We start from the raw sequence: 15,479 nt of genomic DNA on the forward strand, positions 1-15,479 counted from the left end.
CCATGCGCGCGATATCGCAGAGGCTGGCCTGGACGCGGGCCGCGATGGGCGCGCCGCTGGTGCTGCTGCTCGTGCTTTTCCTGGTCTATCCCGTCGGCCAGCTGCTGCTGCTCAGCGTCCATGGCGACAATGGCTTCACGCTCGCACAATATCGCCAGCTGTTTGCTTCGTCGGTCTATCTCGACGTTCTCCTGATCACCCTGAAGATCTCGCTGGTGACGACGCTGGTCTGCGTCGTCACCGGCTATCCGATCGCCTATCTGATCTCGGTCGTCGGCAAGGAGCGCAAGGCGACGCTGCTGTTCTGGGTGCTGCTGTCGTTCTGGACCAGCTTTCTGGTTCGCGCCTTCGCCTGGATCGTGCTGCTCGGACGCAACGGCGTCATCAACAAGCTCCTGCTCTCGCTCGGCATCATCTCGAGTCCCGCGAGCCTGCTCTACAATTTCGGCAGCGTCCTGGTCGGCATGGTCAACGCGCTGCTGCCGCTCGCGGTGCTGACCATGCTCTCGGTGATGGAGAACATCGACCGCAATTTGCCGCGCGCCGCCGCCACGCTCGGGGCGCGTCCGGGCATGGCGTTCTGGAAGATCTATTTTCCGCTGTCGCTGCCCGGCGTTGCCGCTGCCGGGATCATGGTGTTCGTCACCGCGATCGGCTTCTTCATCGTGCCTGCGCTGCTCGGCGGGCGCCGCGAGACCATGATCACGCAGCTCATCATCGACCAGGTGCAGCAGACCATGAACTGGGGCTTTGCCGGTGCGATCTCGGTGCTGCTGCTGGTCGTCGTCCTCATCGTCTTTGCCGCCTATGACCGGCTGCTCGGCCTGTCGACCATGACCGGCGCATCGGCGCCGCGCAATGCCAAGCCGTCGCGCCTGTCGGGTCCGATCGTGCGGGCAGGCGATGCGCTGCTCACGCTGCTCGGTGCGATCTCCGACCGCATCATTCTGCTGCTGTCGTCGCGCCGCCGCGACCGCAATCCCGATCAGGCCGGCATGGGCTTGCAGGCCTTCGTCTGGACCATGCTGCTCATCATCAGCGCGCCGACGATCCTGATGATCCCGCTATCGTTCGGCAATGGCGGCCTCAATTGGCCCCCACAGGGCTTTACCCTGCATTGGTACGAGACGGTATTGAGCTCGCCGGTCTGGACCCAGGCCATGCTGCGCTCGCTGCTGGTCGGCATCGGCACCGGGCTGCTCGCCATGCTGATCGGCACGCCAGCCGCGTTCCTGCTGGTGCGCAGCGACATCAGCGGCAAGGCGGCGTGGCTCGCCTTCATCCTGTCGCCGATCGTGGTGCCACGGATGATCATCGCGGTCGGCCTGTTCTACGTGTTCGCGCGCATCGGCCTCGTCGGCAGCGCCGTCGGTCTCGTTCTCGGCCACACCGTCGTCGCGGTGCCCTACGTGGTCATCACCATGATGGCGGTGCTGCGCAATTACGACACGCGGCTCGATCAGGCCGCGCAGAGCCTCGGGGCGCGTCCGCTTGCGACGCTGCGCTACGTCACCTTCCCGATCCTCGCTGCAGGCATGATGTCGTCCTTCCTGTTTGCGTTTGCGACCTCGTTCGACGAGCTCACCATCGCGCTGTTTGCCACCGGCGGCCTCAATGCGACGCTGCCCAAACAGTTCTGGGACGAGGTGACGCTTCAGGTCTCGCCTGTGATCGCCGCCGTCTCGACCTGTCTGTTCGTTTTCATGGGGCTTCTCATCTTCGTCGCCGAACGGCTGCGCCGGCGTGCCGCCGCGAGATAGAAGCGCCGCCGTCCAACCAGAGGTTCTAAAGTGATGCTCACTGCCATCAGTCTCCGCGGCCTGTTCCCGGCCATTCCGACCCCGGTCAAGGTCGACGACACCATCGATGCCGGCGCGGTCTCTTCCATGTTCACCTGGCTCAACAAGCAGGGCATCGACGGCGTGGTGCCGCTCGGCGGCACGGGCGAATATGGCGCGCTGGCTAGATCCGAGCGGATCAAGATGGCTGGCCTGTCGGTGAAGGCGATGGCGGGCAAGGGCCCGGTCATCGCCGGCGTGCTCGACACCGGCTTCCACGATGCCTTGCAGGCCGGCCGCGAATTCGCAGCCGAGGGCGTGGACGGCCTGCTGGTTCTCACGCCATATTATACCAATCCGACTCAGGCGGGCGTTCGCGACTATTTCCTGCGCTATGCCGATGCCTCGCCGGTGCCTATCCTGATCTACGAGATTCCCTATCGCACCCGGATCGCGATCGAGCCCAAGATCCTGCATGAGCTCTCCAGGCATCCCAACATCATCGGCATGAAGGCCTGCAATCTCGACATGTACCATTTCCTCCAGGTCGTGGCCGGCGTCGACGAGAGCTTTGCGGTGCTGAGCGGCGAGGACAGCCTGTTTCCGTTGCATCTCGCAGCCGGCGCGAAGGGCGGCATCATCGTCACCGCGTGCCTGTTGCCGCGCGCCTGGCGCCGGATCTTCGAGACGGCGACGGCGGGCAAGACGGCGGAGGCGTTGAGCCTGCATCGCCGCCTGATCCCGCTGATGAACATGGCGTTCGCCGAGACCAATCCGGGACCGATGAAGGCGGTGATGGACATGGTCGGCGTCGAGGCGCCGCGCATGCTGGCGCCGCTGGTGCAGCCGGCGCCGGCGCTGGTCGCCTCCTTGCGCGCCGAGCTCGGCCGGCAGCTGGCGATCTCGGAGGGTATCGCATGAGAGGGTGGCAGCATGGCGCGTAGCAGCCGCGCGAGCGGCGGCCGGCCTGTCAAGGCAAAGGCCGTCAAGGCGAGCGGGAAAACCAGCGTGAAGGCGACGGACAAGGCCGACGAGCCGCGCTCGTCCTTGTTCGTCGGCTCGACCGAAAAGGCGTTCCAGGTCCTGCATGCCTTCGACGGGCCGCAGCGTTACATGACACTTGCTGACATCGCGCGCGCCGCCGATCTCGACCGCAGCGCCACCCAGCGCCTGGTCTACACGCTTGAGACCCTCGGCTATCTCAAGCGCATCGAGGGCACGCGGAACTATGGCCTCACCTCGAAGGTCCTGCAGTTCTCCCATAGCTATCTCAAGGCCAACGAACTCGTCGACAAGGCCTCGCCCTATCTGCTCGACATGAGCCGCAATCTTGGCGAGACCTGCAACCTGCATGAGCTCGACGGCCACGAGGTCGTGTTCGTGGCGCGCTTTCCCGGGCAGCACCTGATCCATATCGATTTCGTGATCGGAAGCCGACTTCCGGCCTACTTCACGGCTTCCGGCATAGCCATCCTGGCGGCCCTTCCTGAAGCAGAGCAACAGGACCTCCTGAAGCGTACGCGGCTTGAGCCGCTCACGCCTTACACGATTACGGATCCTGTCAAGCTCGCAGAGCAGGTGCACCTGGCCGCCAAACGCGGCTATTCGATCCAGATCAACCAAAGCGTCATGGGCGATATTTCCGTTGCGGCGCCGATCATCGACGAGCACGGGCGGCCTATCGCTGCGGTCAACATCTCCGTGCCCACGACGCGCTGGACCACGGAGCGTGTCGAGGCCGAGCTCGTGCAGCACGTTCACGTCGCCGCAACCTCGATCTCCAAGTCCAAGTTCAAACGCTACGCGGCCTGAAACGCCGATGCCGATGCTCCTCAATGCCAGCGACTATCGCAGCCGCGCGCGACAATTCCTCCCGCGCGGGCTGTTCGAATATATCGATCGCGGCTCCGAGGACGAAACCGCGCTGGCGCGCCTGCGTGACTCGCTCGACGCCATTACCTTGCTGCCCGCGGTCCTGACGGGGCGCGACAGGTGCGATCTCGACACGGTGTTGTTCGGCCGGAGGATCGCTGCGCCCCTCATTGTCGCGCCGACGGCGCTCGCCGGTCTTGTTTCGCATGACGGGGAGACCAAGCTTGCCCGCGCGGCCTCGCGCATCGGCATTCCCGTCTGCATCTCGACGCAATCGGTGACATCAGTCGAGGCGATCCGGCGCGGCGCGCCGGATGCCCTGCTCTGGTTCCAGCTTTATGTCTGGCGCGATCGCGCCCTGACCGCGCGGCTCCTGGAGCGTGCGAGCGCGTGTGGCTGCGACAACCTGCTCGTCACCGTCGATACGCCGGTCTCGCCGAACCGGGAGTATAATGAACGCAACGGTTTCGGCATTCCCTTCAAGCCGCGGCTGCGCAGCATGATCGACGTGGCACTGCATCCCGGTTGGCTGTTCGGGGTTCTCGCGCGCTATCTCATGGGCCAGGGTGTGCCGACCTACGGCCACTATCCGGATGCATTTCGCACCGCCATCACCCGCGCTGACATCGCCGAGTCGGTCCGGATCGAACCGCATCTGAGCTGGGACGACATGCGCTGGCTGCGCGAGATCTGGCCGGGTAAGCTCACCATCAAGGGCTTGCTCGCGGTGGGGGATGCCGAAAAGGCGGTCGAGATCGGTGCCGACGCCATCGTGGTCTCGGTTCATGGCGGGCGCAATCTCGACTGTCTGCCGCCTCCCGCGGACTGCATTCCGGCGATCGTGGCTGCCGTGAAGGGACGTCTGACGATTCTGGCCGACAGCGGCGTCCGGCGCGGCACCGACGTCCTCAAATATCTTGCGCTCGGCGCGGAAGCCGTGCTTCTCGGTCGCTTGCCGCTGTGGGGACTTGCGGCCGGGGGGGAGCAAGGCGCCGAAGCCGTCCTGCGCATGGTCCTGCGCGAGATGGAGACCGCGATGGCGTTCCTGGGAGCGCATTGCGTTCCCGCCTTGCGGAACGGGCGCACCAGCGAGCAACCGAACTAAGATCAACTCCAACATTTTGGAAGGCCGCCATGTCCGTCAAATCAGCACCGCAGACGCATACCGCCAATGCCGATCTTGCCGGCGAAGTCGACCGGCTTCTCGCCGAACTCGGCGTCAAGCGCTCCGACCATACGGAGGGCAGCATCCTCGTTCGTACGCCGATCACTGGCGGGATCATCGGCCGCGTCGCGGAGATCGGCGCAGCCGAAGCTGCCGGTGCGATCGAGCAGGCGCACGCGGCGTATCTCGGCTGGCGGCTGGTGCCGCCACCCAAGCGAGGGGAGCTCGTGCGGCTGTTCGGCGAGGAGCTCCGCGCCAGCAAGGAGGCTTTGGGCCGGCTGGTGTCGATCGAGGTCGGCAAGATCGTCTCCGAGGGTCTTGGCGAGGTTCAGGAAATGATCGACATCTGCGATTTCGCGGTCGGCCTGTCGCGGCAGCTCTACGGCCTGACGATCGCAACCGAGCGTGGCGAGCATCGCATGATGGAAAGCTGGCATCCGCTTGGCGTCACTGGCATCATCTCTGCGTTCAATTTTCCGGTCGCCGTGTGGGCCTGGAACGCAGCCCTGGCGCTGGTGTGCGGCAACAGCCTCGTCTGGAAGCCGTCCGAGAAAACACCGCTCACCGCGCTTGCGACACACGCCCTGTTTGGGCGTGCGGTCAAATGCTTCAACGAAGCTGGCGGGGATGCGCCGCAGGGGCTTGCGGCAGTGCTGTTCGGCGGCCGCGAGATCGGCGAGGTGCTCGTCGACCATGCGAAGGTGCCTCTGGTCTCGGCAACCGGGTCCACGGCGATGGGACGCGCGGTCGGTCCGCGGCTCGCCAGCCGGTTCGCCCGGGCGCTGCTCGAACTCGGCGGCAACAACGCCGCGATCGTCGCGCCGACGGCCGACCTCGATCTCACCCTGCGCGGCGTTGCCTTTGCCGCGATGGGAACGGCGGGACAGCGCTGCACGACGTTGCGCCGCCTGTTCGTCCACGAGAGCATCTATGACAGCTTTGTGCCGCGACTGAAGCAGGCCTATGCGTCCGTCACCGTCGGCTCTCCGCTGCAAGGCGGTAACCTGGTTGGTCCGCTGATCGACGGCGCGGCCTATCGCGCGATGCAGAGTGCGCTCGAGGCTGCGAGCGCTGCCGGAGGTCAAGTCCAAGGTGGCGAGCGCATCGCCATCGAAGGGGCTGCCGACGCTTACTATGTCCGCCCGGCGCTGGTCGAGATCGCGACGCAGACCGGACCGGTGAAGCACGAGACCTTTGCGCCGATCCTCTACGTGATGAAATATCGCGATTTCGATGCCGTGCTCGAGTTGCACAATGCCGTTCCGCAGGGGCTGTCGTCGTCCATCTTCACCAATGATCTGCGCGAAGCGGAAACATTCTTGTCGGCGCGTGGCTCTGACTGCGGCATTGCCAACGTCAATATCGGCCCATCCGGCGCGGAGATCGGAGGCGCCTTCGGCGGCGAGAAGGAGACCGGCGGCGGACGCGAGTCAGGATCCGACGCGTGGAAAACCTATATGCGGCGGGCGACCAACACCGTCAATTACGGCCGCACGCTCCCGCTGGCTCAAGGCGTCAAGTTCGACGTGGTGTGAGGACGCGGCGTACTGTCATGCCCCGTCCCCGTGCGCAATTGCGCACCAGGCGGGGCATGACAGCGTTGGCGTGGGAACCTACTCTGCCGGCTCAGCCGCCAGCGTCGGGTAGTCCGTGTAGCCCTTGGCGCCGCCGCCATAGAAGGTGTTCTTGTCCCAATCGTTCAGCGCCGCGCCCTGCTTCAGCCGCTCGACCAGGTCGGGGTTGGAGATGAAGGGCTTGCCAAAGGCGATGAGATCGGCCGCGTTGGCGTCCAGGACCTTGGTGGCGAGTTCGAAATCGTAGCCGTTGTTGGCGATGTAGGCGCCGCCAAACCGCTTGCGGATGCTCGCATAGTCGAACGGGGCGACGTCGCGCGGACCGCCGGTGGCACCTTCCACGACGTGGAGATAGACGAGCTTCAAGGCGCTGAGGCCGTCGACGATATGGTCATACAGCGCCTGCGGGTTGGAATCCGAGATGTCGTTGGCGGGCGTCACCGGCGAGATGCGGATGCCGGTGCGGTCGGCGCCGGCCTCGGTCGCGACGGCCTTGGAGATCTCAAGCATCAGCCTGGCACGGTTCTCGATTGAGCCGCCATAGGCATCGGTACGCTTGTTGGCGCCGTCCTTGGCGAACTGTTCGAGCAGATAGCCGTTGGCGCCGTGAATCTCGACGCCGTCGAAACCGGCCTCCAGCGCGTTCTTCGCAGCGCGCTTGAAATCGTCGATAATGCCTGGAATTTCGGAGAGTTCGAGCGCGCGGGGCTGGGAGACGTCGGCGAAGGTGCCGTTCACGAAGGTCTTGCCCTTGGCGCGGATCGCGCTCGGCGCCACCGGCGCTACGCCACCGGCCTGGAGATCGACATGCGAGATGCGGCCGACATGCCAGAGCTGGATGAAGATCTTGCCGCCGCGCTCATGCACCTTGTCGGTGACCTTGCGCCAGCCGGCGACCTGGTCCTTGCTGTAGATGCCGGGGGTGTCCTGATAGCCCTGGCCCTGTTGCGACACCTGGCTCGCTTCGGTGATCAGCAGGCCTGCGGAAGCGCGTTGGCCGTAATACTCGGCGGCGAGCGGGGAAGGGACGAAGCTGCCGGGCGCGGCGCGGTTGCGCGTCAGCGGCGCCATCACGAGGCGGTTGGCCAGCGTGATCGGGCCGAGCTTGTAGGTCTCAAACAATTTGGTCGAGCGGCTCATTGAGATGATTCCAGAGGTTAAGGGGTCTGGAACACTTGTGCATTGCGACATCGGGCGCAAGAGACGAGCCATACGGAAAGTGCAGGCGAGCTGCGCGGCAGGCTCCGCGCAGCATATTTCGTGTGCAATTTCGGCCACGACAGCGGAATTCCGCTACGCGGTCGTCGATCCAGCAATCAGTTGGCGCCGAGGAAATCGCGTTTGCCGATCTCGACGCCATTGTGGCGCATGATGCCGTGAGCCGTCGTGGCGTGGAAATAGAAGTTCGGCAGCGAGACGGCGCTGAAGAACTGCTGGCCCTTGAGCGTCATGGTCCGGTCCGGGCCCGCCGGGAAGGTCACGTCCTTGGCCTCGGCGCCTTCGAACTGCTCCGGCTTGAACGATTTCACATAGTCGATCGTCTTCGCGAGCCGCTGCTTCAGCTCCTCGAACGTCTTTTCCGTGTCGGGCATCGAGGGCAGTTCGCTGTGGGTCAGCCGGGCGCAGCCCTTGGCGGCGAAATCGCTGGCGAGCTGGATCTGCTTTGACAGCGGCAGCATGTCCGGGAAGAGGCGCGAGCCGAGCATGACGCTCGGGTCGATCTTCTTGGCCGCGCAATGTGCCTCGGCCTTGGTGAGCAGGCCGATCAAGCTGTTCAGCATTTGCAAATAGGCGGGAACGACGGCGTCATAGAAGGACATGTGATGCTCGCTTTAAGGGTGGGAATCTCAGGCGGAAAACCTGAGCCACTCACATGGGAGCCTCATGGAATAATACAATCGGGAAAGTGGCTTGTGCAGTGCGAAAATTCTACCGTGTCACCCTCCGCTCTCATCGCCCGGCTTGACCGGGCGATCCAGTACGCCGAGACGGCTGTGATTGAATCGAGAAGCCGCGGCGTACTGGATGCCCCGGTCAAGCCGGGGCATGACAGCGCATGGGGTCGCTACCGCATCACCCCCATCGGCTGCGCCTGTGCCGTGCCGCCGCGCATGCGGGCCAGCAGCTCCGCGGTCGGCCAGGAATCGGCGGGCAGGCCGTATTTGATCTGCATCGCCTTGACGGCTGCGCGGCTCTGCTGGCCGAGAACGCCGTCGATCTTGCCGACATTGAAACCGGCCTGGACCAGCAGCTGCTGCAATTGCTTGAGCTCGTTGAACGGCAATTGTGCGACCGGCGTCGCCGGCTTGCGCATCGCCGCTGCGCCCGCGATGCGCGAGGCGAGATAGCCGGCGGTGGTCGAATAGATCAGCGAGTTATTCCACTCGGTATAGGCCGCGAAATTCGCGTAGGCCATGAAGGCCGGCCCAAAGCGTCCCATCGGCAGCAGCACGGAGGCCGGAAGATTGTCGTTCGGCAGCGGCCTTCCGTCGGGATAGGTGACGCCGAACTGCGCCCATTTCGAGCGCGGCAGCTGCACGCTGAGATCGGTCTGATCCCACGGCAGGTTCTGCGGCACCTTGATCTCTTCCAGCCACGGCTCGCCGCGCCGCCACTTCAAGCCGTTGGCGATATAGTTCGCGGTCGAGCCGATCACGTCGGCCTCGCTGCGCAAGAGGTCGCGCCGTCCGTCGCCGTCATAGTCAACGGCGTAGTTGACGTAGTGCGTCGGCAGGAATTGCGTCTGGCCGAGCTCGCCGGCCCAGGAGCCGATCATCTCGTCGGGCGTGAGGTCGCCGCGATCGATGATCTTCAGCGCGGCGATGGTCTCGTTCACGAACATCTCCGAGCGCCGGCAGTCATAGGCGAGTGACACCAGCGATTTCAGCGTCGGCAGATTGCCCATATTGGCGCCGAAGTCGCTCTCCAGGCCCCAGAACGCGGCGATCACCGCCGGCGGCACGCCGTACTCCTTCTCGGCGCGCGCAAACGCTGCCGCGTGCTGCCTGATGTGCTGCTGGCCGTTCTGCATGCGATAGGGCGCGGCCATGCGGCCGGCGAATTCGGTGAAGAGCTGGCCGAACACGCGCTGGCCGCGGTCGCGATTGACGATGCCCTGGTCGTAGACGAGGTAGGGCGACGCCTCCGATATCGTTCGTTGCGACACGCCCGCCGCGACCGCCTGCTGTTTCACCTCGGCGAGGAAGCGATCGAAGCTCGCTCCGTTGTGGCACGAGGCGGCGCGTGGCGACGGTGCCGTCGTCCTGGGCGCCGCAGGCTTTGCGGGCGGTGGCACGAGCTGGGCCGAGGCGGGAAGGGAGAACACGGCGAGGGTAACGGCCGCGATCGCAAATCGGGTCAGGAGCATGAGGTTTCCGAAAGGGGGGAGACGCTTGGATTCTTGACGAAGTTTAATGGAATGATCGCCCGCAAACCATCCCTTCGTCATTCCGGGGCGATGCGCAGCATCGAACTACGGGGCGCGATTGCGCCCCTGAGAATCTCGGGATTCCGGGCTCGCCCTTCGGGCGCCCCGGAATGACAATGCATGGTTGAGCCAGTGCCGCGGCTCCGCGACGCACCCTGAAACCTTGCGCCTTAGCAGGGGGCGTTCCTACCTGATGTCTGCCGGCCCGCAGTGCCTTGGGCGGCCATCGCCGGCGCTGGAGACGAGCCATGAACTATCTGCGTACAGCGATGCTTCTCGCGGGCCTGACCGCCCTGTTCATGGGCGTAGGCTATCTGATCGGCGGCGCCTCAGGCGCCATGATCGCGCTTGTGATCGCGGCCGCGACCAATCTCTTCACCTACTGGAACTCCGACCGTGCGGTGCTCTCGATGTACGGCGCCCATGAGGTCGACCGCCATAGTGCGCCGGAGCTGGTCGGGCTCGTCGCCGAGCTGGCGGGCCGTGCGGGCTTGCCGATGCCGCGCGTGTTCCTGATGGACGAGGCGCAACCCAATGCGTTCGCGACCGGACGCAATCCCGAGAACGCCGCCGTGGCCGTCACCGTCGGCCTGATGAACCAGCTGAGCCGCGAGGAGCTTGCCGGCGTGATCGCTCACGAGCTCGCACACATCAAGAACCACGACACGCTGCTGATGACGATCACCGCGACCATCGCGGGCGCGATCTCGATGCTGGCGCAGTTCGGCATGTTCTTCGGCGGCCATCGCGACAACAACGGTCCCGGCATCGTCGGTTCGATCCTGATGATGATCCTGGCGCCGCTCGGGGCCATGCTGGTGCAGATGGCGATCAGCCGCACCCGCGAATATGCCGCCGACAATCTCGGCGCGCGGATCGCAGGGCAACCGATGTGGCTCGCCTCGGCGCTGCTCAAGATCGAGAGCGCCGCGCATCAGGTGCCGAATTATGATGCCGAGCGCAATCCGGCGACCGCGCATATGTTCATCATCAATCCGCTCTCGGGCCACGGCGTCGACAATCTTTTCGCCACCCATCCCTCGACGCAGAACCGCATCGCGGCGCTCCGGCAGCTCGCGGCCGAGCTCGGCACGCATGCGATGCCCTCGGTCGGCGCCGTCGAGAACTATCCGCCGCACGGCCCTTGGGGCCGCTCGTCCTCGCGCGGGCCGTGGGGATGAGCTTGCGCGTAGCGCCGGCGTATTCTGATCGCGCTGCAATTCGAGCGGGAAATTTCTGATGCAACGTCGCATTGCCGGCACCTGTCGCGATCTGGCCCAGGGAACGGCAGGCGGGCAGGACCCCGCCTGGCCCGGCCACGCATTATGCTGCCATTGTGATCTGGCGCACAGAGGGCCCTCTCGGGGGGTGTTAACACCTCACCCAGAGTGTTCCTTCGAAAGGGGATGTGTGACCGGCCTGTCGGTCACCGCCAAAGATGACCAGAGTTGCCGTGCCATTGTTGATCGTGCTGGGCTTGGCCATCGGCCTGTCCGTGCATACGGTCGTGAATTGCGGCGACGAGGACGAGCCCGACATCTGCTCGGCCGTGATTGGCTTTTCGCCGTTGCGCGGCTCTCTGATCGCCTTCGCCTATGAAGGGCGCGGGCGGATCGCGCTCCGCCACGGCGACAACGCCCGGGCGATCGCCGATTTCAATGAGGCTATCCAGCTCAATCCTAACCGCGCCTCGCTCTACCGCGACCGCGCGCGGGCGTACCGGCAGAACGGCGAGCCGGAGCTTGCGATCACCGATTATGACGAGGCGATCGCGCTTGATCCAAAGCCAGCGGCGCCCTATCGCGAGCGCGGCCTTGCGCTCATCGCCAAGGGCGATCTCGATCGCGCCATTCTCAGCTACAACACGGCGGTCCGTCTCGACCCCCGCGATGCGCAAGCCCGCATCGACCGTGGCCTCGCATTCCTCGCCCGCGGCCAGGCCATTGAGGCCCGCGCCGATTTCGAAGCCGCTCTTGCGCTACCTTCCGGCAAGGACAGCCGGGCCCATGACGCCGCGCGCGCCAAGCTCGCCGAGCTCACCAATTCCGAGCCGACCGAGGTCTCGACACCGCGACGGTGAAAGCGCCGGCTACTTCGCCTTCTTGGCTTTTGCCGCCTTCGCCTTCTTGGCCTTCTTCGCGGGCTTGTCCTTTGCTGGCTTGTCCTTGGCCGGCTTTTCCGACTTCACCTCGACGGGCGTGCTGGCGGCGAGCCGCATCGCGCGGGCGTAGCTGTCGGCGACGTTGTCTGCGGACATCTGCAGGCGCCGCGCGGCGGCGGTGGCCTGTTCCATGGTCGCCTTGGCCATCATCTTGAAGCGGGCGCCGGTCTCCTGGCTCTTGGCCTTGGCCGCGAGGCCGCTGAAGCGATCCCGCCGCTCCTTGGCGCGGGACATCAGGCCCGTCTGCAGCTGTCTGGCCAGTTGCCGGATCACGACATCCAGGTCGGCGTCCGCCATGTCTTCTATCCTCTTCGAAACAGTCCAATCGATGCGGCGGGACTATGCAGATCAGGCCCCGCCTTGGCAATTGCCGCCCGTGCGTCATCCGCAGCTTCCGGCCTTACAAAACGAAAAAAGCCGCGCATGTCGCGCGGCTTTTGGGCATCAGGTTGGCGCTCGCAGCGCCCGGTCGAACTCACTTCAGCGAGGCGACCGGTCCGCTCGAGGCCGCTGCCGGGTCCGGGTCGAAGCCGAACACGCCGATCAGATATTTGTAATAGTCCGGCATCTTCTCCTTGAGCGTCTCACGGGTCTTGGGATCCTGGTAATCGCTCTTTCCCGCCAGGAAAATGCTCGCGGTCACCGCGAAGAATTCCATGTGATTCTTCATCGCATAGGCCTCCTTGGGCAGGAGATCCTTGGACTTGGCGTAGGCGTAATAGCTGATCACGCCCTTGTTGGCGTAGCCGTCCGGCAAGAGCCGTGCGTGATAGGCGTGCAGCATTTCGTGCAGCAGCACGGCCTCCTTCTCGTAACGCATCATGTCCGGCCGGATCATGATCACGCCGAGGCCGGAATCGACCGCGAGGTCGACGGCATTCGGATTGGTCCAGCGCTGCTTGTCATGGTCCCACACCGTCAGGGTGCGAGGGGTGGTGCGCTGGATGTCCGGCGTGACCCGGCCGTAGCAGGCGGTCGCGGCGCCTTCGTCGAGGCAGGCCAGCTCGCTCGCGATGATCGGAACGGTGTGGAAGAAACGCATCACGCGCGGCGACAGGCCGGAGGCCTCGACGACGTCGATCTGCTGCTTCAGATTCTCGGTGAGCTTGTCGAGGTCCTTGCGATCGGACGCCTCCGACACGTCGAACATGTAGCCGCGGTAGCTCTGGAAGCCCGGCGGCAGCGCGGCTGACGTGACGTCGAGCGAGCCGGCGTTGGACGGATTGGCAAAGAGCGCGCCGACAATGGTCGCGGTCAGCAGCAACGCAATGCGCATGATGAACCCCCTGATGTCACTTCACGCGGCAGGATAGGCTGCCGTTGTTTGCGAAAAGTGAGTGGGGCGAGACTAGGGCAGCGATGTTGAGGCGTGCTTAATCCCTGGTTGCAGATCGCGGGCGCAAGTTAGGGCCGGGTTAACCAAGCCGTAGATCGGCCGCGCGCTTCGGCGTAACATGCGAACGGGCCCCAAGCCCCACATCAGTAGCCGGAAGGGAGGATGCCATGTATGCCGCCATCCGTCAGGCCAAGGCGAAGAGCGGAAGCGCCGAGGAGCTGGCGCGCCGGATCAAGGACGGTGCCGTTCCGATCATCAGCGACGTCGACGGCTTCAGGGCCTATTACGTGGTCTATGCCGGCGACGACACGGTGACCGCGATCTCGATCTTCGACAAGTTCGAGCAGGCCGAAGAGGCGAACAGGCGCGCCATCGCCTGGATCGAGAAGGATCTGGGCTCGCTGCTGGCCGGTCACGCCAGCGCCGCCGCGGGGCCGGTGATCGTGCATACGCTGGCGTGAGGGCGCGAGGCTCGCGCCACACTCTCCGCTGTCATCGCCCGGCTTGATCGGGCGATCCAGTATTCCGTGACAGCAGCGATAGAGTCGACAGGCCGCGGCGTTCGCGGGGCAGGACCGAGGTGGGAGGTCACAACTCCCTTGCATTCGAGAACGCGAACGAACTCACCCGCCGCGTGGTCTCATCCAAAATCAGCGTGCGGGTGATCGGCGGCTCGGCGCGCTGGGCGCAGTTTTCGCGCTCGCAGAGCCGGCAGTTGACGCCGATCGGCGTGCCTTCCGTCTTCTCCAGGTCCATGCCGGCGGCATAGGTCAGGCGCGCGGCGTGGCGAATCTCGCAACCGAGGCCGATGGCGAAGCGCGGCTGCGGCAGCGGGTGCGGCGCGATGGGACGGCGTACCATCTGCGCGATCGAGAAATAGCGCGTGCCGTCGGAGAGCTCGATCACCTGCTTGAGCAGGCGATCCGGCGTGTCGAAGGTCGAGTGCACGTTCCACAGCGGACAGGTGCCGCCGAATTTCGAGAACGGGAATGTGCCGGAGGAAAAGCGCTTGGAGACGTTGCCGGCATTGTCGACGCGCAAGAGGAAGAACGGAATGCCGCGTGCATTCGGCCGTTGCAGCGTGGTCAGGCGATGGCAGACCTGCTCGAAGCCGGAATTGAAGCGCTGCGCCAGCACGTGGATGTCGTAGTTCAGCGCCTCGGCGGCGGCGAGGAAGGCCGGGTAGGGCATCATCACCGCGGCGGCAAAGTAATTGCCGAGCGTGATGCGGAACAGCCGCCGCGGCGCATCGTCGAGCGGGCCGGCGCGGCCGATGATGGTCTCCAGGGCTTGCGCGCATTCGCCTAAGCCCAGCTGGAAAGCGAGCTGGAAGGCGCGGCCGGGCGGATCGACCAGCTCCGAGATCAGCAGCTGGCGGCGGTGGCGGTCGAAGCGCCGCAGCGTCTCGCGCATCACATCGACAGGCATGATCCGGGTCTGGATCGAATGCTTCTCGCGCAGCCGCGCGGCAAGCGCGGCGTAGAGCCCTTCGGCCGGCACGTCCAGCTCATCGCGAAGCGTCTCCGCCGCCTGCTCCAGCTCGGGGAAATAATTGCGGTTGGCCTCGATCAGCTCGCGCACGCGCTCGACCGGATTGGCCTCATAGCGGGTGCCGACGTCGCGGTCGGCCATTTGCGCGGCCGCCAGCGTCTCGCCCTGGCGCGCCTCGGTATAGGCCGCGTAGAGCCGTTGCAGCGCATGGGTGACGCCGGGACAGAGCTCGGCGAGGTCGCGCAGCTCCTGCTTTGGCACGTCGATTTGGCGGAACAGCGGATCGGAGAAGATCTCGTTCAGCTCGGCGAAGAAGCGGTCTTCATCGGCGGTGGCGAGATCGCGCAGATCGAGGTCATAGGTCTCGGCCAGCCGCAGCAGGATCTGCGCCGTCACCGGGCGCTGGTTCCGCTCGATCAGATTGACATAGCTCGGCGAGATGCCGAGCCCCTCGGCGATTTGGGTCTGCGACAGCCCCAATTGCTGCCGGATCCGCCGGAAGCGCGGACCGACGAACAGCTTTTTCCCTGACTCGGCGGGCATTTTGAGGCCTCCAGATGCATCAAGGTCAGTCGTTCTGACCTATAATTTACAAAATTTACAAAATAACATCTATTACATGTTCTGATGTTACATGACATCACCATTCAAATACAAGGCCTCTATACGAACTTC

At 64.9% G+C, this 15,479-nt stretch carries 14 protein-coding genes; 8 read left to right on the forward strand and 6 right to left on the reverse strand.

Annotation, left to right across the window (positions count from 1 at the left end):
• The first annotated feature begins 2 nt into the window (after nt 1-2).
• Genes XH98_RS38880 through amaB form a run of 5 tightly spaced genes read left to right on the forward strand, consistent with a single transcriptional unit; the run spans nt 3 to nt 6,350 of the window.
• Nucleotides 3-1,760, forward strand: a complete 1,758-nt coding sequence (locus XH98_RS38880) for an ABC transporter permease subunit (protein WP_271621947.1) — start codon at nt 3-5, stop codon at nt 1,758-1,760.
• A 33-nt stretch (nt 1,761-1,793) separates the two neighbouring features.
• A complete protein-coding gene (dapA, locus tag XH98_RS38885; RefSeq protein ID WP_271621948.1) occupies nt 1,794-2,699 on the forward strand; it encodes a 4-hydroxy-tetrahydrodipicolinate synthase in 906 nt (301 codons plus the stop codon).
• Nucleotides 2,700-2,711: 12 nt separating this feature from the next.
• Nucleotides 2,712-3,590 carry an IclR family transcriptional regulator gene (locus XH98_RS38890; protein ID WP_057757020.1) on the forward strand — a complete coding sequence of 293 codons (879 nt, stop codon included), beginning with the start codon at nt 2,712-2,714 and terminating at the stop codon, nt 3,588-3,590.
• 7 nt (nt 3,591-3,597) lie between these two features.
• Complete coding sequence (locus tag XH98_RS38895) at nt 3,598-4,755, forward strand: alpha-hydroxy acid oxidase (protein WP_271621745.1); 1,158 nt, start codon at nt 3,598-3,600, stop codon at nt 4,753-4,755.
• Between the two features lie 29 nt (nt 4,756-4,784).
• Entirely contained in the window at nt 4,785-6,350 is a 1,566-nt protein-coding gene (gene amaB / locus XH98_RS38900; RefSeq protein WP_271621746.1) for an L-piperidine-6-carboxylate dehydrogenase, read from the forward strand.
• 78 nt (nt 6,351-6,428) lie between these two features.
• Here amaB and XH98_RS38905 read toward each other — a convergent pair whose 3' ends face one another.
• From XH98_RS38905 to XH98_RS38915, 3 genes are all read right to left on the reverse strand, one after another.
• Nucleotides 6,429-7,529: an alkene reductase gene (locus XH98_RS38905; protein ID WP_271621747.1), complete on the reverse strand. Its 1,101-nt coding sequence runs from the start codon at nt 7,527-7,529 to the stop codon at nt 6,429-6,431.
• Nucleotides 7,530-7,705: 176 nt separating this feature from the next.
• On the reverse strand, nt 7,706-8,209 hold the full coding sequence (locus XH98_RS38910; RefSeq protein ID WP_220003928.1) for a DUF1993 domain-containing protein: 504 nt from the start codon (nt 8,207-8,209) through the stop codon (nt 7,706-7,708).
• A gap of 245 nt (nt 8,210-8,454) precedes the next feature.
• Nucleotides 8,455-9,756: a lytic murein transglycosylase gene (locus tag XH98_RS38915; protein WP_271621748.1), complete on the reverse strand. Its 1,302-nt coding sequence runs from the start codon at nt 9,754-9,756 to the stop codon at nt 8,455-8,457.
• A 308-nt stretch (nt 9,757-10,064) separates the two neighbouring features.
• On the opposite strand from XH98_RS38915, the gene htpX reads away from it, so the two are divergent.
• Entirely contained in the window at nt 10,065-10,997 is a 933-nt protein-coding gene (gene htpX, locus XH98_RS38920; RefSeq protein WP_271599739.1) for a zinc metalloprotease HtpX, read from the forward strand.
• 257 nt (nt 10,998-11,254) lie between these two features.
• Complete coding sequence (locus tag XH98_RS38925) at nt 11,255-11,896, forward strand: tetratricopeptide repeat protein (protein WP_271621749.1); 642 nt, start codon at nt 11,255-11,257, stop codon at nt 11,894-11,896.
• A 9-nt stretch (nt 11,897-11,905) separates the two neighbouring features.
• On the opposite strand, the gene XH98_RS38930 is transcribed toward XH98_RS38925, so the two are convergent.
• Nucleotides 11,906-12,274 (reverse strand): hypothetical protein, encoded by a 369-nt coding sequence (locus XH98_RS38930; protein WP_271599737.1) that lies wholly within the window; start codon nt 12,272-12,274, stop codon nt 11,906-11,908.
• Nucleotides 12,275-12,452: 178 nt separating this feature from the next.
• The gene (locus XH98_RS38935; protein WP_271621750.1) at nt 12,453-13,253 is read right to left on the reverse strand and encodes a hypothetical protein; all 801 of its coding nucleotides are present in this window, start codon (nt 13,251-13,253) and stop codon (nt 12,453-12,455) included.
• A 227-nt stretch (nt 13,254-13,480) separates the two neighbouring features.
• Between XH98_RS38935 and XH98_RS38940 the strand changes: the two genes are divergently transcribed.
• Nucleotides 13,481-13,774: an antibiotic biosynthesis monooxygenase gene (locus XH98_RS38940; protein ID WP_045005289.1), complete on the forward strand. Its 294-nt coding sequence runs from the start codon at nt 13,481-13,483 to the stop codon at nt 13,772-13,774.
• A gap of 127 nt (nt 13,775-13,901) precedes the next feature.
• Here XH98_RS38940 and XH98_RS38945 read toward each other — a convergent pair whose 3' ends face one another.
• Nucleotides 13,902-15,347 (reverse strand): helix-turn-helix domain-containing protein, encoded by a 1,446-nt coding sequence (locus tag XH98_RS38945; RefSeq protein WP_271599735.1) that lies wholly within the window; start codon nt 15,345-15,347, stop codon nt 13,902-13,904.
• Between the last annotated feature and the right edge of the window lie 132 nt (nt 15,348-15,479).

It is taken from the genome of Bradyrhizobium sp. CCBAU 51745, from assembly GCF_028128715.1.
Taxonomy (GTDB): Bacteria; Pseudomonadota; Alphaproteobacteria; order Rhizobiales; family Xanthobacteraceae; genus Bradyrhizobium; species Bradyrhizobium manausense.